The organism is Acetobacter ascendens, from assembly GCF_001766235.1.
GTDB lineage: Bacteria > Pseudomonadota > Alphaproteobacteria > Acetobacterales > Acetobacteraceae > Acetobacter > Acetobacter ascendens.
This window is the reverse complement of record NZ_CP015164.1, coordinates 2,403,279-2,423,511: the sequence shown is the minus strand read 5'-3', so window position 1 is coordinate 2,423,511 and position 20,233 is coordinate 2,403,279. Positions and strand designations below refer to the sequence as shown.

At 50.9% G+C, this 20,233-nt stretch carries 15 protein-coding genes and 1 tRNA gene; 13 read left to right on the top strand and 3 right to left on the bottom strand.

The features are described from left to right. Positions 1-125: 125 nt before the first annotated feature. A complete protein-coding gene (gene glmM / locus A4S02_RS11880) occupies positions 126-1,484 on the top strand; it encodes a phosphoglucosamine mutase (protein ID WP_070323897.1) in 1,359 nt (452 codons plus the stop codon). A gap of 120 nt (positions 1,485-1,604) precedes the next feature. Here glmM and A4S02_RS11875 read toward each other — a convergent pair whose 3' ends face one another. Then, positions 1,605-2,387: a response regulator transcription factor gene (locus A4S02_RS11875; protein ID WP_019089109.1), complete on the bottom strand. Its 783-nt coding sequence runs from the start codon at positions 2,385-2,387 to the stop codon at positions 1,605-1,607. 378 nt (positions 2,388-2,765) lie between these two features. Between A4S02_RS11875 and tsaE the strand changes: the two genes are divergently transcribed. The 6 genes from tsaE to A4S02_RS11845 all read left to right on the top strand — a co-directional run bounded on the left by tsaE (position 2,766) and on the right by A4S02_RS11845 (position 12,782). Continuing rightward, positions 2,766-3,236 (top strand): tRNA (adenosine(37)-N6)-threonylcarbamoyltransferase complex ATPase subunit type 1 TsaE, encoded by a 471-nt coding sequence (gene tsaE, locus A4S02_RS11870; protein ID WP_070324264.1) that lies wholly within the window; start codon positions 2,766-2,768, stop codon positions 3,234-3,236. Beyond that, positions 3,233-6,322: a double-strand break repair protein AddB gene (gene addB / locus A4S02_RS11865; RefSeq protein WP_070323896.1), complete on the top strand. Its 3,090-nt coding sequence runs from the start codon at positions 3,233-3,235 to the stop codon at positions 6,320-6,322. Before tsaE ends, addB begins: the two co-directional genes overlap by 4 nt. Further along, a complete protein-coding gene (addA, locus tag A4S02_RS11860) occupies positions 6,319-9,894 on the top strand; it encodes a double-strand break repair helicase AddA (RefSeq protein WP_070323895.1) in 3,576 nt (1,191 codons plus the stop codon). Before addB ends, addA begins: the two co-directional genes overlap by 4 nt. 127 nt (positions 9,895-10,021) lie before the next feature. Then, positions 10,022-10,348 (top strand): thioredoxin TrxA, encoded by a 327-nt coding sequence (trxA, locus tag A4S02_RS11855; protein WP_019089112.1) that lies wholly within the window; start codon positions 10,022-10,024, stop codon positions 10,346-10,348. A gap of 183 nt (positions 10,349-10,531) precedes the next feature. Next, positions 10,532-11,437, top strand: a complete 906-nt coding sequence (accD, locus tag A4S02_RS11850; protein WP_070323894.1) for an acetyl-CoA carboxylase, carboxyltransferase subunit beta — start codon at positions 10,532-10,534, stop codon at positions 11,435-11,437. Between the two features lie 7 nt (positions 11,438-11,444). Continuing rightward, positions 11,445-12,782, top strand: a complete 1,338-nt coding sequence (locus tag A4S02_RS11845; protein ID WP_070323893.1) for a bifunctional folylpolyglutamate synthase/dihydrofolate synthase — start codon at positions 11,445-11,447, stop codon at positions 12,780-12,782. A 45-nt stretch (positions 12,783-12,827) separates the two neighbouring features. Here the strand turns inward: A4S02_RS11845 and A4S02_RS11840 are convergent. Beyond that, positions 12,828-12,902 (bottom strand) — tRNA-Thr (locus A4S02_RS11840). A gap of 136 nt (positions 12,903-13,038) precedes the next feature. Between A4S02_RS11840 and cysS the strand changes: the two genes are divergently transcribed. Further along, on the top strand, positions 13,039-14,409 hold the full coding sequence (gene cysS / locus A4S02_RS11835) for a cysteine--tRNA ligase (protein ID WP_070324263.1): 1,371 nt from the start codon (positions 13,039-13,041) through the stop codon (positions 14,407-14,409). Beyond that, on the top strand, positions 14,406-15,176 hold the full coding sequence (locus tag A4S02_RS11830) for an RNA methyltransferase (protein WP_070323892.1): 771 nt from the start codon (positions 14,406-14,408) through the stop codon (positions 15,174-15,176). Before cysS ends, A4S02_RS11830 begins: the two co-directional genes overlap by 4 nt. Positions 15,177-15,244: 68 nt before the next feature. Here the strand turns inward: A4S02_RS11830 and A4S02_RS11825 are convergent, their stop codons facing one another. Beyond that, the gene (locus A4S02_RS11825; RefSeq protein ID WP_003623374.1) at positions 15,245-15,910 is read right to left on the bottom strand and encodes an alpha/beta hydrolase; all 666 of its coding nucleotides are present in this window, start codon (positions 15,908-15,910) and stop codon (positions 15,245-15,247) included. A gap of 447 nt (positions 15,911-16,357) precedes the next feature. On the opposite strand from A4S02_RS11825, the gene A4S02_RS11820 reads away from it, so the two are divergent. From A4S02_RS11820 to mnmA, 4 genes are all read left to right on the top strand, one after another. Then, positions 16,358-17,542: a cysteine desulfurase family protein gene (locus A4S02_RS11820; RefSeq protein ID WP_082246830.1), complete on the top strand. Its 1,185-nt coding sequence runs from the start codon at positions 16,358-16,360 to the stop codon at positions 17,540-17,542. 7 nt (positions 17,543-17,549) lie between these two features. Then, positions 17,550-18,713: a cysteine desulfurase family protein gene (locus A4S02_RS11815; RefSeq protein ID WP_070323890.1), complete on the top strand. Its 1,164-nt coding sequence runs from the start codon at positions 17,550-17,552 to the stop codon at positions 18,711-18,713. A gap of 77 nt (positions 18,714-18,790) precedes the next feature. Next, positions 18,791-19,105, top strand: a complete 315-nt coding sequence (locus A4S02_RS11810; protein ID WP_070323889.1) for a ferredoxin family 2Fe-2S iron-sulfur cluster binding protein — start codon at positions 18,791-18,793, stop codon at positions 19,103-19,105. 27 nt (positions 19,106-19,132) lie between these two features. Continuing rightward, positions 19,133-20,215, top strand: a complete 1,083-nt coding sequence (gene mnmA, locus A4S02_RS11805) for a tRNA 2-thiouridine(34) synthase MnmA (protein ID WP_070323888.1) — start codon at positions 19,133-19,135, stop codon at positions 20,213-20,215. Positions 20,216-20,233 lie beyond the last annotated feature (18 nt).

Genomic DNA, 20,233 nt, shown 5'->3' with positions numbered 1-20,233 from the left:
GTTTCCGGGCTGAACAAGGTTTCTTCCAGCCTGAAACCGTTTTAGGAAATAAAAGAAAACCGCAAGAAGGCAGTTCCGTTCTTTATGCAGGATGGGCTTTTTCTGTCTGAGGCGGACAGAATGGAATGAGCAGAATGAAGCGTTTTTTCGGAACAGACGGTATTCGTGGCACTGCTAACGTTGCGCCGATGACGGTGGAAGTGGCCCAAAAACTGGGGCAGGCTGCCGGGTTGCATTTCAAGCGGGGGGACCATCGGCATAGCGTTCTGTTAGGAAAAGACACGCGGCTTTCTGGGTATATGATTGAAAGCGCCATGGTTGCGGGTTTTCTTTCTGCTGGTATGGACGTCACGTTGGTAGGCCCATTGCCAACGCCTGCAATTGCCATGCTGACGCGTTCTCTCAGGGCAGATCTGGGTGTTATGATTTCCGCCTCTCACAATCCTTTTGGGGATAACGGCATCAAGCTGTTTGGCCCAGATGGCTTCAAACTTTCTGATCACGATGAAAGCGAAATTGAAGCCTTGATGGAAAAAGATCTTACCGCATATCTGGCAAAGCCAGAGCATATCGGTAGAGCATCCCGACTGAATGATGCGGCGGGCCGTTATATAGAAAGTGCTAAAGCTTCTTTCCCGCGTAAATTGCGGCTGGATGGCATGAAGATTGTGATTGATTGTGCCAATGGCTCTGCCTATCGGGTTGCCCCAACTGCATTGTGGGAGCTGGGAGCAGAAGTAATCCGGATAGGTTGTGAGCCTAACGGCGTAAATATTAATGAAAAGTGTGGTTCAACACATCCTGAGGCCCTGTGTGCCGCAGTTGTAAAACATAAGGCGGATTTGGGCATTGCTCTGGATGGTGATGCAGACCGTGTGTTAATTGCAGATGAAACTGGCCGCCTGATTGATGGTGATCAGATTCTCGCTCTTATTGCTCAGTCTTGGGTGCGTGAGGGACGCTTGATGGGCAATTCCGTTGTGGCAACCGTTATGTCCAATATGGGATTGGAACGGTTTCTTGAAAATCTGGGCCTAAGCTTAGAACGTACGGCAGTGGGTGATCGCTACGTTGTCGAGCGCATGCTAGAACGGCAGGCTAACATTGGCGGTGAGCAATCCGGGCATATGGTACTGACAGACTTTGCAACAACAGGCGATGGGCTGATTGCAGCTTTGCAGATCCTGGCAGTTTTGGTGCAGGATGGTCGTCCAGCTAGTGAAGTTTGCCGGTTATTTCAGCCGTTTCCCCAAAAGCTAAAAAATGTTCGATACAAAGGTGCCTGTCCGCTTGATATGGATGAAGTCAAAAGCCGTCAGGCTGATGTAGAGCGCAAACTAGCAGGCCGAGGGCGTTTGGTGCTGCGCAAAAGCGGTACAGAACCTTTGGTGCGTGTGATGGCAGAAGCAGAAGATGCAAATCTGGTTGATGAAGTTGTTGATCAGATGTGCGATGTGCTTGAGCAGGTGCGTGTGCCTGCGTAAAATAAAATGTAGGAAAAGGATTTTTTGAAATCTCTTTTCCTAGAATTTTCATTGTGAATTTAAAGCCTTCTGCGTTCCCAGATTTAAAAGTCTATTATAATTTAAATTTATTTTGGTAATTCAGGCGCTACTCTCCGCAGCATGTGGGTGGGAGACATGTAGGCCAGACATTGATTGGGATTGTTGAAGGTGTTTACCAAGAGTAGGCATGGATGTGCATGCTTTGGCTGCTTGCGGGTCATTCAAAATGTAGCCTCTACCCCATACGGTAGAAATAAGATTTCCCGCACCAGCAGCCTGAAGTTTTTTGCGAAGTTTGCAGATAAAAACATCTATAATTTTTATATCTGGTTCATCCCTTCCTCCATAAAGATGGTTGAGAAAGGTTTCCTTTGTTTGGGCAATGCCTTTACGCAATACAAGTAGCTCAAGAATGGAAAATTCTTTCCCGGTAAGGTGAATAGGCTGATTTTTTACAGTTACAGCATGACTATTGAGGTTAACTGTAAGGTCGCCAATATGTGCAATAGGGTGGGCATACCCATGTGCGCGTCGTAAAATAGCTTGTATGCGCGCTGTAAGTTCGGTCGAATCAAAAGGGTCCGTCAGATAATCGTCTGCGCCTGCGGCAAAAGCTTGTGTTTTCACTTCCGGATTGTTGACTGGAGAGATGACGATAACAGGCGTAGCGAGTTTTAAAGATCGTAATGTGCTAAGGATGTTGTACCCATCAATATCAGGGTGTTGCAGGTGAAGAATGGCAAGGCCATAATCATAGTTTCTAAGTAATTCTATAACTTCCTGATCACATCGAACCATATCCACCGAAAAAGAGGCTTTTGTTAATGCCGAAAATATTGCCCGGCTTGAGGTGAAATTATTTTCTAAAAGTAAAATACGCATGGTGGAACCTCATTATGGTTCAGAGAATCAAAAATGTATCCTTGGGTTGCATTTTATTGCTACAACTAAACCTATACGTGTTTCAAAAAGAAACAAACAATATTTCGTTCAGATGTTCTCTTTTGCGCACACCAATCATGCATGTGATGCATATCGAAAGGAATATAATAAGGAGTGAAGATTAAGAAACAGATAAGAAGTGTTAGATTTTATTTGTGAAATTTCAAAAAAAATATTTCTAAAACAAGTGGATGTAGGAAATATTTGTTTGTTTAGTATGTGGTACACTTCTTTGTGATATCGGAGCTAATGTAACAAAAAACCTCTCATTTTTGTGATTTGTGGCAAATGGCTAGGCAATGAATGGAAAAGGTTAAGATGGCCAGAGATATAATTCTGCAAAATGAAGGTGCGACAATAAAGCTGGCCACAAAGCTGGCAGAATATGCGCAAGCAGGAGATGCTATTTTGCTTTCAGGTCCGCTTGGGGCCGGGAAAAGCCTTTTTGCACGTGCTTTTTTGCGAGCATTTTGCCAAGTGCCTAATCTGGAGGTGCCAAGCCCTACCTATACCTTAGTGCAATCTTACGAATCCCCTTTATGCGTTGTGTCTCATTTTGACCTATGGCGATTGGGTGGCCCAGACGAACTTGAAGAGCTTGGGTGGGATGAAGCACGAGAAGGTGTGGTGCTTGTTGAATGGCCACAAAAACTAGAAGACTTGTTGCCTGAAGATGCCTTGAATCTTGAAATACATGTTCTGGCTGATGGGCAACGCCAAGCTAGATTATCAGGATGGGAAGAAAGATTGCAAAAGGTGGATCTGGCTGGCTGTGGGGCTGGCATATGAAACTTACAACAATCCCTGCACATCTTCCTTTTCTTGATCAACTTGCTTTACGTTGGATTCAAGCCGCAAATCATGATGTAGAAGTCATAGGTGAGGGTATTATTGTACTGCCCGGCAGGCGTGCTGCGCGTGCATTAACAGAAGCCTTTTTGCGCCATATGGATGGGCAGAGCGTATTGCTGCCACGCATTGTACCTATCGGTACTCTGGATGAAGCAGAACTAGGATTATCTGCTGGTATAGGCAGTGAACTGGCATTGGACTTGCCTCCTGCTGTTGCAGGCATGACAAGGCTGGCTGTGTTGGCTCGGCTGGTTTTGCAGGCAGATAAAGCATTTGGCACCCGCCCAACGTTAGATCAGGCATGGTCTCTGGCAAAAGCTCTGGCGGATTTAATGGATGAAGCTGAGTGGTCTGGGGTCAATCTAGCAGAGCGATTGCCAGAAGCTGTACAGGAAAATTTTGCAGAACATTGGCAAATTATTTTAAGATTTCTAGAAATTGTGACACAGGCATGGCCTGAATGGCTAAAGGAAAACGGGGTAATGAACCCTGTGGCCAGACAAGTGGCTTTGCTGGAAGCACAGGCTGATTTATGGCATAAATTTGCGCAACAAGGTGATAATACACCTATATGGGCCGCAGGGTTTACGCATGTTATGCAGCCTACAGTAAAAGTGTTGCAAGCTGTTCTGGAATGTCCTGCTGGCAAGGTTATATTGCCTGGCTTGGATATGATGATGGCAGAAGAAACCTTTCTTTCCTTGCCAGATAGTCATCCTCAGGCTGGGTTAAGCGCTTTACTAAAAAATTTAGAAATCACACGAAATACAGTTGAAGTTTGGGAAAGTGCAGGGAAAGGCGCTGAGCGGGCAGCTATCCTTTCACGCATTCTTCTTCCAGCAGAAGCTTTGGATGATTGGTCTCATCCGGGTGGTGCAGAGTTAGAAAATGTTTACAGGCTAGATACAGCAGATCAACAGGAAGAAGCTGTTGCAATTAGTATGATCATGCGTGAGGCTATTGAAAAGCCAGCGCATCGTGTCGCCCTTGTCACACCTGATCGTGTATTGGCTGCACGTGTGGCCACAGAACTGGCGCGATGGGGCGTGCTGGCGGATGATAGTGCAGGTTCATCCTTGGTGGATACACCTGCGGCTGTTCTGTTGCGCCTTGTCGCGCAAATGGTGGATAGTAGGTTTTCGCCAGTTTCTCTTTTAAGTGTTTTAAAACATCCTTTGGTTGCATGTGGTTTTGCAACAGGTGTTTGCCGTGCAACAGCACGACTTTTAGAACGTGCTATATTACGAGGTCCAGCACCTCCACCTGGTTTTGCCGCTTTATGCCAAGTGGTGGATAATGCTTTAGAAAACCCAAATGAAAGAGCAAAAGCCAAGCTAGAAGGGGGCGTTACGGCTGATCGGCCTTTTGGTCCGGTTGCATTATCTGTTTTTATGGAACGTCTGGCATTTTGTCTGGAGCCAATTCTTGGGTGGGAGCTTGATGCTGCAGAAGCAAGTATGCAGACAGCACAAGGTTTAGAGCAGCATTGTGCGCCTGTGCCAGATTTGTTGGCAGCATTAATTGCCACAGTAGAGCGTTTGGTCGCCACTGATGAAGAAAGTGCATCAGAACGTTTGTGGCGTGGTGAGGAAGGCAATATGCTTGCCAGCCAGTTGACAGAATTAATGTTGGCATCAGACGTTTTGCCACCTCAACCTCCTGTTGTTTTAGATGGCTTACTAACAGCGGTTCTGGCTCCTGAACGCGTTGCTATGCGCCGGGGGGGGGACCCCAAATCTTTACATCCACGTGTTCTCATCTGGGGATTGTTTGAATCGCGCCTGCAAACAGCAGAAACAGTTATCTTAGGCGGCCTTTCCGAAGGTGTCTGGCCGCCCGTAGTGGATGCTGGCCCGTGGATGAGCCGCCCTATGCGACAAAGAATGGGGTTGCCATCTCCAGAGCAAGCAGTCGGGCAGGCAGCGCATGATTTTTTTGCCAGTGCGGCTGCCGCAGGTACAGTTATTCTTTCCAGCGCACGGCGACGAGAGGGAGCGCCAGTTGTGCCGGCCAGATGGCTTACGCGGCTAGATGCTTTTTTGGCAGGACGTAACGGGCATATTCCTAATCATCCTGCCTTGTTTTGGTTGAATAAGTTAGATCAGCCATTAGGGCCTGCAACACCTGTTGTACCGCCGCAGCCCATGCCACCTGTTGCGCTGCGGCCACGTCGTTTGAGTGTGACAGAAATAGAGACTTGGATAAGAGATCCATACGCTATTTACGCAAAACACGTTTTGCGAATTGAAGTTTTGCCTGAATTGGAAGAAGCAGCAGATGCATCCGATTACGGTATGATTGTGCATAAAGCATTAGAGCGTTGGGTGAAGGCTTATGGTGTGGCATGGCCTGAGAATGCAGAAAAGAAATTATGTGATTTATTTTCTGCAAGTTTACAGGAGCATGTTTTGCGCCCAGCACTGCGTGCATGGTGGGCTCCTAGGTTAACGCGTATTGCCCAATGGGTAGTGCAGGCTGAAGAAAAGCGGCGCAATGAACACGGTGTGCCGCGCGCTATTCTTACAGAAATTCGTGGCCGTGTGAGCATTATGGACGCCCCAGGCGGCAAGTTTGACATTGTTGGTCGAGCAGATCGTATAGAATTAAATACTGATGGGCACGTGATTGTGCAGGATTATAAAACAGGCACCTTACCATCTGCCAAAGATGTTTTGGCGGGTTGGAGCCCGCAGCTACCGCTTGAAGCGGCTATGATTATACGGGGTGGTTTTAAGGAAGTTCCTGAACATTCAAGAGAAATATCGAATCTTATTTATTGGCGTCTAACTGGAGGTGCAGAGCCGGGAGAAGAGGTGGTTGTGAAGACCCGTGAAGCGCTCAGCCTTACAGACCTGGCCGAACAAACTTGGGAAAATTTGCTATTGCGGATAGCTGCATACGATCAACCAGATCAGCCTTATCTTTCTCATCCTCATCCGGGTAGAGAACCACGATTTGCCGATTATGCACGTCTGGCGCGTGTGCCCGAGTGGAACTCGGCCCGTAAGGAGAATGACGAATGAGCATATCTGCACAGAAAGCTTTACAAAAAGCCATTTCTCAGGCCAATGCGCAGCAGGCTCTGGCATCGGATCCTTCAGCTTCGGTTTTTGTTTCAGCTTCTGCGGGAAGCGGTAAAACCAAACTGCTTATTGATCGCCTTTTGCGCTTGATGTTGCCGCGCTTGGCAGAAGATGGTTCTATCCAGCCCGGAAGTTCACCTGCCCGTATTTTGTGTCTGACTTTTACCAAGGCAGCCGCGGCGGAAATGTCTATTCGTCTGCAAAAGCGTCTTGGTCGTTGGGTCACATTACCAGATGAGGAGTTAGATAAAGAGTTAGCAGGGTTGTATGTTCCGTGCACAGATGAAACACGGCGGCGTGCACGGGCATTGTTTGCAGAAGTTCTTGATCTTCCAGGAGGCATGCGTATTGGAACAATCCATGCGTTTTGCCAATCTCTGTTGCGGCGTTTTCCGCTGGAAGCTTCCATGAACCCGCACTTTACGGTTATGGAAGAAACAGATGCCTCCTTGGCTTTGCAGGCGTGTGTAGAAGCTATTTTAGGGCAGCAAAAAGAAGGTGTTATTTCCCCACTGGCTGGTCAGATTTCATTGGGAGATTTTATTTTTATTTTAGGAGTTTTGAGAAAAGATGAGAGATCATCTTCTTTGTTAAAACTCGTTGTGGAAGACTCCCATAAAGCTGAGACTGTATTATGCCAGATACTAGGGTTGTCGCCCGATATATTACATGGAAGCACTGCTGAATTTCTTGAAAAATCATGTTCTAATTTTCCAGAAGAACAGAATTTAAGAGAAGGGTTTCAGCTTCTTTCTAAGGAGGGGGCCGAGGCAATTAAAAGGAATGCTTTTTCTCTTTTGGATTGGCTTACCTTGCCTGTATCAGAACGTGCGGCTCAATGGTCTGTGTGGAGAAATGGTTTTCTTACAAAAGAGGGAAAACTACGATCTGTTGGCTTGATTTCTAAAAAACTTTCTGAAAAATATTCTGATATTTCAATTTATATTCAGAAAGAGGCTGAACGTATTTCCAAGGTGGAGGAACAGCAGCGCGCTCGAAAACTGGCTGAAATGGGAAGTGCATTGCTTAAAATGGCAGCGGCTGTTTCTAGCCTCTATACAACGCAAAAAGCACGGCATGGCCAAATTGAATATGATGATCTTATCCAGCGTGCATTAGGGCTTTTGCGAGAGCCCGGAGCTGCCTGGGTAATGTATAAGTTAGATGGAGGCATAGACCATTTGTTGCTGGATGAGGTGCAAGATACCTCTCCTGAACAATGGCGTATTGCCGGTGATCTTACAGAAGAATTTTTTGCAGGCCTTGGTGGGCGGAGTGAAGATGCGCCGCCCAGGACTATTTTTGCCGTAGGGGATTATAAGCAGTCCATTTATGGATTTCAGGGCGCAGACCCTGATTCTTTCCGAGAGTGGCGTCAAAGGTTCAAAGCGCGTGTTCAGGATGCTCATTTATTGTGGCGTGAACCTGAACTAACAGTTTCTTTTAGATCAACCGCGCCAATCCTTAAACTGGTTGATGCTGTTTTTTCAGAATCTGATGCAGCTAAAGGGGTTGTCGAAGAACCCGGGCAGATCATGGAGCATATTACCGCGCGTCCTGGTGAAGGTGGGCGTGTGGAACTATGGCCATTGGTTGAGTCTGAAGATGAAGAAGATGATATTAGCCCGTGGGCGCCAGCCCAAGATAATGCGACACGACAGAGCCCACGCCAAAAGTTGGCAGATGCTGTGGCAGGATATATCTCTAGACAGTTAAACAAAAAACATTTTCATGGGAAAAATTCTTTAACGGCCGGTGATGTTTTGGTTCTTGTGCCACGTCGCTCACCCTTTGTGGGGATGCTTGTGCGTGCGTTGAAAGGCCATAACATTCCTGTGGTTACGCTTGTGCGTACAGGGTTGGCCGAGCATCTTGCTGTACAGGATATGCTTTCTTTGTGTGCAGCACTCCTGTTGCCACAAGATGATTTAACATTAGCTTGTGTGCTTACATCTCCGCTAGGTGGTGTGTCGGATAATAGCTTGATGGCTTTGGCTACAGGGCGTGAAAAAGGAGAACTATTATGGTCAGCACTCCGTGAGCGTCATGCTGAGCAGCCAGATTGGAAGCTGGCTTGGAATTTTCTGAATGGTTTGTTCAGGCAGGTAGATTATTTAACACCGTATGAGTTTCTTTCTGCTGCATTAGGGCCGGGTGGGGCTCGTGCACGGTTTCTTGCACGATTGGGGCCAGAAGCAGCAGAGCCAATTGATGAACTTCTTTCTGCAGCAATAAGGTATCAGGATCAGCATCCGCCTTCTTTGCAGGGTTTTCTGCATTGGATGCGTCATTCCGAAGAAACCGTGAAGCGAGAAGCTGAAGCTGGCGGAAATTCTGTAAGAATCATGACAGTTCATGGTTCTAAAGGGTTACAGGCTCGTCTGGTAATTTTGCCAGATACAGTTGGTCTTCCTCGTTTTGAGGATAGGTTATTTTGGGCGCATGATAAAAAACAAAATATAGACGTGCCTTTGTATGTGCCACGTAATGCTTTGTCTGTTGGCTTAACGCGTGGTTTAAAAGACGTGATGCGTGGTCGTGTGGTGGAGGAATATAATCGGCTGCTTTACGTAGCGCTTACACGTGCAGCGGATCGACTGGTTGTTTGTGGCTGGAAGCCAGGACGCAATGTGCCAGCAGAAAGTTGGTATGAAAGATGCCGGATTGGTTTTGAAAAAGCAGGTGCAACAGAAGTAGACTTTCAGGAAGGTGGATGGTCTGGTTCTATGTTGCTACTAGAAGAAACGCCGCAGGAAGAAGCTAATCCCAAAAAATCTGTCCCGACTTCAGATGTTGAGAAGAGCGCGGACACAGCCTTGCTGCCGCAATGGATGGGAACGGCTCCGTTGTGGAAACCTACTTTGCCAGAAGCTGAAAGCCCGCTAGCGCGCCCGTTGGCCCCAAGTAAACCAGATGATGCCATGCTGGGGCCGCTACCACCTGTTCGTTCACCGCTAGATATTGCTGCTGTAACACCAGCCAAAGCGCGTGAGGCAGCTTTTCGGCGTGGTAATCTGGTACACTCTTTGTTGCAGTTTTTGCCGGCTTGCCCCGTAGAACAGCAACCCGCCATGGCGCATCAATGGTTGGCACGACCAGCAAGTGGTTTGTCATCGCATGAAGCTACCGAGCTTGCACAGCAGGTTATTGCGGTTTTGAGCCTACCAGAACTGGTAGATTTGTTTGACCCTGCTGCACGGGCGGAACAGCGCTTGGCCGGTGTGGCAGGCGGGCAGGTTATTGTGGGGCAGGTTGACCGTTTGCGTATACTGCCAGACAAAGTGCTGGTGTGTGATTTTAAAACCGGCCGCCATGCACCCAGTAAGGTGCAAGATACACCCGTTCTATATCTCCGGCAGATGGCGGCTTATCGTGCCCTTCTGCAAGGCATATGGCCCGATCGGCCTGTGGTGTGTGTTTTGGTTTGGACAGAAATGCCACGTGCGGATGTTTTGCCAGATGCATTGCTGGATAAGTACGCCCCCGGCATTTTGCCTGCAGCTGTATCTTGACCGCAGCAAGCGCAACCTTAAGTGTTAGGAAGAGTTGGGTAGAAAGCCGTTTCAGCTAGTTACCCTGCATTGGTAAAGGCAGTTCATGGCATGCAGGCGCGTGCCGGAGAGTTTAAGGAACCAGAAAATGAGTGAACACACGCTTGCTGTCAGCGATTCCAGCTTTGATAAAGATGTTCTCAAGGCGTCTGGCCTTGTGCTGGTAGATTTCTGGGCAGAATGGTGCGGCCCCTGCAAGATGATTGGTCCAGCACTGGAAGAAATTGGCAAAGAGTTTGCCGGTAAGGTGACCGTTGCCAAAGTGAATATTGACGATAATCCCGAAACACCTAATGCGTATCAGGTGCGCAGCATTCCTACTCTTATGCTGGTGCGTGATGGTAAAGTTGTAGATAAAAAAGTGGGCGCCCTGCCCAAAAGCCAGTTGAAGGCATGGGTTGAAAGCGCTCTGTAAGCAGAGCTTCAATGTGGCCTGAGGCTTAAGGTAAACCGCAAGCTTCAGGCTTATTTTCCGCAGGGGCATCTGGCCTGTAGGTTCTCATAAAACTTGGCAGATAGGTTCAGCCAGCGTAATGCAACGCGTGCTGGGCCATATATTTGTCCCTGCAATTTGTATTGTGCAGTCACAGGGTTCAAAATGAGCTGGATCACCGAATATGTTCGTCCCAAAATTCGCGGCCTGCTGCGTCGGGATGTGCCGGATAATCTGTGGACGACCTGTGACTCATGCAGCCAGATGATTCTGACCAAAGAGCTGCACAAGGCATTGAATGTGTGCCCTCATTGTGGGCACCACATGCGTGCACCAGTTATGGACCGTCTGAAATGGACGTTTGATAACGGGGACTTCACCCGTATTGAGCTGCCATCTGCTCCGGTTGATCCGCTCGGGTTCCGTGATCAGAAAAAATATACAGATCGCCTTAAGGATGCGCGTGCAAAAAGCCATCTGGACGAATCGCTGGTTGTGGCTCACGGCACCATTGGTGGCCATCAGGCTGTCGTGGGCGTAATGGCGTTTGAATTCATGGCAGGCACCATGGGGGCTGCTTTTGGTGAACGCTTTGTGGCTGCTGCACGTCTGGCCATTCTCCAAAAAGCTCCTCTGGTTATCTTCACCGCTTCTGGTGGCGCGCGGATGCAGGAAGGCGTTATCAGTCTGATGCAGATGCCTCGTACTACTTTAGCTGTTGAGATGCTTAAAGAAGCCGGGCTGCCTTATATTGTGGTGCTTACCAACCCGACTACAGGTGGGGTTACGGCCTCCTTTGCCATGTTGGGTGATGTGCAGATGGCTGAACCCAATGCGTTGATCGGTTTTGCTGGCCCGCGCGTTATTCAGGATACGGTGCGCGAAAAGCTGCCAGAAGGCTTCCAGCGGTCCGAATACCTGCTGGATCATGGCATGTTGGATATGGTGGTACAGCGTAAGGATGTGCCCGCAACATTGGCCCGCGTGATCGGGCTGCTGATGCATGCACCAGCAGATGTAAAAGCACCACCGCCGCGCCCGCAGGCACCGGCTCCCGCCGCTGCAGAGTAATCTTTCCATGACAAAAGCAGCAGCTTCTAGCCCGACAGCAGAATTTACGGGCCGGACAGGCGCGGTGCTGGAACGGCTGAATAACCTGTATCCAGCACTGATTGATCTTTCCTTGGGGCGGCTGGAAGCGCTGCTGGCAAAGCTGGGGCATCCGGAAGAAAAGCTGCCTCCGGTTATCCATGTTGCAGGCACAAACGGGAAGGGCAGCACATGCGCGACTCTACGCGCCATTGGTGAGGCCGCTGGCTGGCGCGTGCATGTCATGACATCCCCTCATTTGGTGGATGTTACAGAGCGGTTTCGGATCGCTGGTAAACTGGTTAGCGAATCGGAATTGGTTGCCACGCTTGAAGAAATCGAGCGGGTGAATGATGGTGCGCCCATTACCGTATTTGAAGTTCTGACAGCCGCTGGTTTTCTGCTTTTTTCCCGCCACCCGGCAGATCTGGCTATTATCGAAGTAGGGCTGGGTGGCCGGTGTGATGCCACCAATGTGCTGCGTAAGCCTGCGGCCTGTATTGTCACCTCCGTCTCGCGTGATCACGAGGCGTTTCTGGGCGACACGCTGGAAGCTATTGCCGCAGAAAAAGCCGGTATTTTCAAGCCGGGCGTGCCGGCCGTAACAGGTAATCAGCCAGAAGCGGTTATAAAAGTTTTGCAAGCACAGGCTGATAAGGTGGGTGCACCACTGTATCGGCGTGGGGCTGAATGGTCGATTTATCCGCAGAATGATGCGGAGTCGGACACGACTGGGCTGACGTTTACAGATAAGGCCGGAGAACTCGCATTGCCGCAGCCAGCATTGGTTGGGGCGTGGCAGGTTGAAAATGTAGGTCTTGCCGTAGAAGCGTTGCGTGTTTCTGGTTTGCATGTGCCGGAACAGGCATGGCATGGCATTGGCCGTGTGAATTGGCCTGCGCGTATGCAGCAACTCCACGGTAAATTGGCATCTCATCTACCTAAAGGCTGGGAACTCTGGCTGGATGGTGGCCATAACCCCGGTGCAGGCAATGCATTGGCGCAGGAACTGGTACACTGGAAAGATCAGCCCCTGCATGTGCTGGTAGGGATGAAGCAGACCAAGGATGCCACGGGCTTTTTAAATCCGGTGCTGCCCTTTGCGTCTAGCGTGTGGGCCATTTGCGAGCCTCAGCAGCATTTGGCATTGCCGGTAGAAGCTATTGTGGAGACTTCTGGCGGAAAGGCTCAGGTAGGGCCAACGCTGGTTGAAGCGCTTGATGCGCTAGTGGCTCAAAACCCACAACAGCATGCAAGAGTGCTGATTTGTGGCAGCTTGTATCTGGCTGGCGTTGCGCTCAAGCAAGAGGGATGGGTGGCTGCGTAAAACCGGCTGCCGGCCATTTATCGCCAAATTTTTAATGGGAAAAAGTGGTGCCCCCAGTAGGATTTGAACCCACGACCTACCGCTTACAAGGCGGTTGCTCTACCACTGAGCTATAAGGGCACTGATGCGTATTTCGCAGGGGCAGAATTAAGCTGAAACCACCCCCACTCGTCAAGACTTGTTTTTGTGTTGATGAAAGGTTTTTTTGGGGCAGCAGGATATTGCATCCAAACCGCTGCTGGCGCATCTAGGCTGCATGCCGCACTCTCATCTTCCTCCTCACCCAGTTCTATCCCTGCACGATAGCCAAAGTCGTGCCACGGTGCCGTTTACGCCAATCGATCCGGCACACGTAAAAGTCTATTACTGTGGACCAACAGTGTATGACTTGGCCCATATTGGTAATTTGCGGGCCATGCTTACGGCAGATGTGCTGGTGCGCTTGCTGCGGCATGTTTATCCGCGCGTGACATTTGTGCGGAACATCACGGATGTTGATGACAAAATTACCGCACGAGCCCGCGCGAATGGGGAGGATATTGGTTCTCTCACCCAACGTACAACGGAAGAGTTCCATCAGGATCTGGCATCCATGAATGTGCTGCCGCCGGATATAGAGCCACGGGCCACACATAATATTGGTGAAATGCAGGCCATGATCGCGCGGCTCATTAAAAATGGTCACGCGTATGAAGCCGAAGGCCATGTACTGTTTTCCGTTGGTTCATTCCCGTCCTATGGCGCACTTTCAGGCCGAAACCCGGAAGAGCTTGAAGCCGGCGCACGTGTAGAGGTTGCCCCTTACAAAAAAGCACCGGGCGATTTTGTGCTGTGGAAACCATCGGATGCAGACCAGCCGGGGTGGGATAGCCCTTGGGGCCGTGGGCGGCCGGGCTGGCATATTGAATGTTCAGCTATGTCTCACCGGTATCTGGGAGATAGCTTTGATATTCATGGTGGCGGATCAGACCTGTTGTTCCCACATCATGAAAACGAACGCGCCCAGAGCCTGTGCTGCTTCCCACATGGCAAGTTTGCCAATTACTGGGTGCATAATGCCATGCTGCTGGTTGAGGGTGAGAAAATGTCCAAGTCTTTGGGCAATTTTCTTACCATTCGGGATGTGCTGGCGCAGGCTCCGGCAGAAGCTCTACGGTTGCTGCTGTTGGGGGCGCATTATCGCTCTACACTAAATTATACGCAGGCCGGTTTGCAGGAGGCACGCAAAACGCTGGATCGGTTCTACCGCGCGCTCGCTGCGGGGCCTGTGCCAGAAACAGATGTGCCGGAGGGCGTTTTGCAGGCTCTGGCGGATGATCTGAACACACCTAAAGCCATTGCAGAACTGCACGCTCTTGCCGCGCAGGCACTTGCAGGAGACAGGCAGGCCGCAGGAGCCCTTAAAGCGGGGGCAGGAATACTGGGGCTTTTGCAGGGAGACCCAGAGCAGTGGTTTAAAGGTGATGCATCTGATGAAGATGCCGCAATTGAAGCCCTGATTAACGAACGTCTGGCTGCCCGCAAAGCGCGGGATTTTGCAAAGGCAGATGCGCTGCGTGATCAGCTTCAGGCTCAGGGCATTGTGCTGGAAGATGCCAAAGACGGCACAAGCTGGAGGCGAGCATGACCGGTCGGGATGGGGGTGCGCCTTTGGAACCAATAGGCAATACGCTTATTGTTATTCTGGTGCGTCCGCAGATGGCGGAAAATATTGGCACCACAGCACGCGCCATGGCCAATGGCGGTCTTTTCCATCTGCGGCTTGTCAGCCCACGGGATGGATGGCCGCAAGAGCGCGCATGGCGTACCTCTTCCGGGGCAGACCGGATTCTGGAAGCCGCAACGGTGCACGAGAACGTAGATGATGCGGTGGCAGACTTGCATCATGTCTATGCAACATGCCCCCGGCCACGGCATATCATCAAACCTGTGTTAACAGCCCGAGGTGGTGCCGCAGAGTTACGCGCGGCAACAGGGCGCGGGTTAAAGGTGGGCCTAATGTTTGGCCCCGAACGCGCTGGCCTTGATAATGAAGATATGGCGCGGGCAGATGCGCTTATTCGCTATCCGCTCAATCCGGCTTTCATGTCGCTTAATCTGGCGCAGGCCGTCATGATCATGGCGTATGAATGGTGGATGGCAGAGGATCAGACACCCCCGCGTGAACTCATGACGAATGAGACGCATGTGGCCACCAAAGGGGAGCTGGAGAATTTTCTGCAACATCTGGAGCGTGAGCTGGATGACTGCGGTTTTTTGCGGAATGAGCAGAAACGGCCCGGTATGGTGCGTAACCTTCGCCACTTTTTCACACGTGGTGAGGTAACAGAGCAAGAACTACGCACGCTGCATGGCGTAGTGCGAGAACTAGCGCATCCACGCCGGAAAGACTGATATTTTTTAAAGGAAATGGCATCTGCTGCCAGCCCATAAGAAACGGCTGGCAGCAGTAAAGCGGCTTTTTAGTCTGCCGCCAAAGGCATGTTGTGGTGTGCCATGGCCTTGGTTACGTGGTCTTCCACCGCGTTGGTGATCTTATCTACCTGCTTGGCAAAAATATGATCCGCTTCGGGGAAAACTCGGTAATCAACCGTTACACCTTTTTGGGTGTTCAGTTTATCCACCAGCTTATGAATGGCAGGCTCTGGGGCCATATCATCCTTGCCGCCAGCAATCATCAGGCCGCCGCAGGGGCATGGTGCCAAAAAGCCGAAATCATAATGCGCAGCAGGTGGTGCAATGCTGATCCAACCGGTAATTTCCGGGCGGCGCATCAGCAACTGCATGCCAACAAAAGCACCAAAAGAATAACCGGCAATCCACAGACCACTGGCATTGGGGTTAACCATCTGCATCCAGTCTAACGCTGCGGCGGCATCTGAAATTTCGCCAATACCGCCATCAAACCGCCCCTGAGAACGGCCAACCCCGCGCGAATTGTAACGCATGACGGAAAAGCCCATCTTTTCGAACGTGCGATACAGCGCATAGGTAATGCGGTTGTTCATAGTGCCGCCGTGCAACGGGTGAGGGTGCAGCACGAGGGCAAGCGGGGCGTTGGGCTCGTTTGAATGGTGATAGCGCCCTTCAAGACGACCATCAGGGCCGGCAAACATAACCTCTGGCATTCGGGTTCCGCTTGATCATGGAAAACGTCCGTGGGCATGACGTTTCCGGGTTCTGTAAACAGGCTTGGTTAAAAACGATGCCGCGTTTCCAATCAGGCCATGCGGGGCAGAGGCCGCGCAGTTAAATGTTCAACACACCTTTCTTTTCCGTTTGTGGGGTGAAAACGGAAAAGAAAGGTCTTTCAGGTATATGGTGTCTCTGATGTGTAGAGAAAATAGCAGAAGATGTTTTCTGCCGTTGACCTGGGGGAAGACACAGGCATAATCATGCACCAAGATTCCGTGGAGATCGTAATGCGTGGGGGAAGTTTTTTCTCCCAGCGTGATGGGGCATGCTGCACCTCGTGGTGTTGACCATGCGGCTTTCTATAGCGGCTGTGCGGCCAAGATTTCCACATAAATCGTTATAATGGCTGTTTTTCGCCCTTTTGGGTATGGCATGTCTGTGTGGCAGGCGATCTGATTCGGGGCATCATGACAAGCAGAATAGAAAGAAACAACAGTAGTTCAGATGTGGTTTATCTGGACGCCAATGCAACAGAGCCGTTGCGCCCCCAAGCGCGGGAAGCCTTGCTGGAAGCTGCTGATTTAACAGGAAACCCATCTTCCGTGCATCGGGCTGGCCGCAAAGCCCGCGCTTTGTTGGAACAAGCCCGTAATACAGTTGCACATTATCTGGATGTGGCACCACTGAACTGTATTTTCACATCAGGCGGCACAGAAGCCAACGTGCTGGCGATGAGGGGACTCGGCCAAGGGCGCCGGTTCCTGATCGGTCGCACAGAACATGATGCCGTGCGCAAAGGTGCGCCAGAAGATGCACACGTGGCATGGTTGGATGTGGATACCAATGGCCAGGTGCAGTTGGAGAAACTGGAACAAGCACTGGCACAGGAAGAAGCACCTGCTTTTGTGTGCTTGATGCTGGCAAATAATGAAACAGGCGTGCTGCATCCACTTGATGATGTGGTTTTGCTGTGCCGGAAGTATGGGGCGCATTTACACGTCGATGCAGTGCAGGCAGCCGGACGTTTGCCACTCTCTGTTGAGAATAGTGGAATCGATAGCTTTGCGTGCTCAGGCCACAAAATGGGTGGGCCAAAAGGGGCAGGGGCTTTGTTGCTGCGTGGCCCAGCACCTGCACGTTTGTTGCCAATATTTGAAGGCGGAGGGCAGGAACAGGGGCGTCGTGGTGGCACACCTTCGCTACCTGCTATTGCAGGATTGGCCGCAGCCTTGGGCGCAGCGCTGGAACAACCGCGAGATCTGGCCCTGCTGCGGAATAGTATTGAGCAGGCGGCAGTAGCCGCAGGTGCAAAAGTGTTTGGGGCAGATGTGCCGCGTCTGAACAACACTGTCTCTCTGGCATTGCCCGGTAAGCGCGCACAGGCACAGCTTATGCGGTTGGATCTGGACGGTATTTGCGTTTCGGCTGGCTCGGCCTGTTCTTCGGGCAAAGTGGCGTTTTCACACGTGCTGGAAGCTATGGGCGCAGGAGATATGGCCGGGCAAGCTTTACGCGTTTCCTTGCCGTGGAATGTGACAGAGCAAGATATTGCCCATTTTATAGATTCTTACACCCGTATGGCGCAAAGCCCGACGGCTATTGGGCTCGTGGACTCTGTGGTGTAATTCGATCATGGCCTTATCCATTTACTTTGATCATGCAGCCACTACACCGTGTGACCCGCGTGTGCGTGCGGTGTTGCTAGATGTTCTGGACCATGAAAATGGTAATCCGCACAGCACAACGCACGAAGCGGGTATGCGTGCAGCAGACAGAGTAGCACATGCGCGTAACCAGGTTGCCAGCCTTATAGGGGCCGATGGCAAGGAAATTATTTTCACATCGGGTGCCACGGAAGCCAATAATCTGGCAATTAAAGGGGCTGTGCGCCATCTGGCCCTACAGGGTAGCCCGCGTAAGCGCATTATAACTGTAGCAACAGAGCATAAATGTGTTTTGGAAAGCGTGCAGGATCTGGCGCAGGAGGGGTTTGAACCTGTTGTGCTGCCAGTGGATGCTAACGGCTTGCTTGATCCTGCCGTGTTGTACGAAGCACTAAAAGTGCCCACAGCTCTTGTTTCCATTATGGCGGCCAATAATGAAACAGGTGTGCTGCAAGACATGTCCGGTTTAAGCGCTTTAGTGAATGAAGCAGGCGCTTTATTACATTCCGATCTGGCGCAGGCGGCTGGAAAGATTCCTGTGGATGCACACGCATGGGGCTTGGCTCTGGCTTCTGTTTCAAGCCACAAGCTGTATGGCCCTAAGGGTGCTGGGGCATTGTTTGTGCGGCGTCGGCCACGGGTGCGTTTGGCCCCCCTGTTTTCTGGCGGAGGGCAGGAACGTGGTGTGCGCTCAGGCACCGTACCCGGTTTTCTGGTGGCTGCCTTTGGGGAGGCCTGCCAGATCGCAAAGCAGGAGTTGGATACCGGCTTTGAACATTTATCCATGTTGCAGCGTGTTTTTCTAAACAAGCTGAATGCTGTGTTGCCGGGGTATGAGGTTAACGCAGCCGCGGCATCACGCTTACCGGGCATTTTTAATCTGCGTTTGCCCGCAGGAGTTTCAGCGTTGGATGTTGTGGCTGTTATGCCTGATCTTGCTGTTTCTTTGGGATCAGCCTGTTCTTCGGCAGAACTGGCCCCATCTTATGTGTTGGAAGCAATGGGATTGAGTAGGGAAGAAGCGGGAAGAAGCTTGCGTCTGTCTCCCGGACGTTTTACCTCAGCCGCCGAAGCAGAACGCGCGGCAGACAATTTGGCGCAGGCTGTCTTGCGGGTGCGAAGTGTAACGTAAGTTACCAAGTTGCAGCCCAACAGAACGCCATAACCCCACATGCCGCTATGAAACAGCCTTAGGCAGGATGGAAACCAATGCCCCAGATGACATTTGTTGAACAGGACGGAACAGAACATAAAGTGGATGCGCCGGTTGGCCTTTCCGTGCTGGAAATTGCCCATAAGCATGGCATTGACCTTGAAGGCGCATGTGAGGGTTCTTTGGCCTGCGCAACATGCCATGTGATTGTAGACCCAACTTGGGCACCCAAGCTGCCAGCGCCTACCGATGATGAAGAAGATATGCTGGATCTAGCTTTCGGGCTGGAAAAGACATCTCGTTTGGGCTGTCAGATTGTCATGACAGATGCGCTGGATGGTTTGGTTGTACGCCTGCCTAGCAAGGCCTGAAGCCGTTTTTAAAAGGATATAGCGCTCATGCGTATACTTGTTGCCATGTCTGGTGGGGTGGATAGCTCTGTTGTAGCTGCTCGCCTTCTGGAAGAAGGGCATGAAGTTGTGGGTGCTACCTTGCAGCTTTACGATTCGCGCGGGGCTGCAAAAAAAGGTGCGTGCTGTGCGGGGCAGGATATTCGTGATGCCCGCGCAGTGGCGGACCTTCTGGGCTTTCCGCATTACGTTATTGATGCGGAACGCCGTTTTAAGGATAGCGTTATAGAGCGTTTTGCAGATGCTTATGCATCGGGTGAAACGCCAGTGCCCTGTGTGGCGTGTAATCAGGGCGTGAAGTTTACAGATTTGCTGGGCCTTGCGCGTGAAATTGGCGCAGATGCTATGGCAACAGGCCATTACGTCCGCCGTGTGGAAGGGCCAGATGGTGCAGAACTGCACCGCCCATGTGATGAAGACCGGGATCAGAGCTGGTTCCTGTTTGCCACCACGCGGGATCAGCTTGAGTTTTTGCGTTTTCCGCTAGGCGATATGCCAGATAAGGCCGCCGTTAGAAAAGAAGCCGAGCGCTTTGGTCTGGTGGTTGCAGGCAAACCAGACAGTCAGGATCTGTGCTTTGTAAGCGATGGCTCCTACGTGGATCTGGTAGAAAAGATGCATCCGGAAATGACTGGGCCTGGTGAAATTGTGGATCAGCAGGGGCGGATTGTAGGCCAGCACGAAGGCGTTATGCGTTTTACCGTGGGGCAAAGCAAAAAGCTGGGGAATGCTGCCCGCTTAAATGGCGAACGCCAAATGGTGGTTGGCGTAGAACCGGGCCGCAGGCGTGTGATTATTGGCCCGCGGGAAAAATCTTTTGTCACAGCGCTTTCTGTGCGGGATGTGAACTGGTTGGTAGATGCGCCACCAGAAGGCTTGGTTTGTCGTGTGCAAATGCGTGCGCGTGAAGAGCCTCGGGCCGCCCGTGTGGTGCCTACGCCAAATGGTGCCATGGTGTATCTAGAAGAACCCGCCATGCCCGCACCGGGGCAGGCCTGTGTGTTCTATCAGGGCACGCGCATTTTGGGTGGTGGGTTTATCCGCCGTATGGAAGAAACTGTTCCAGCGTAAGTTTTTGAGTAAAGGGCA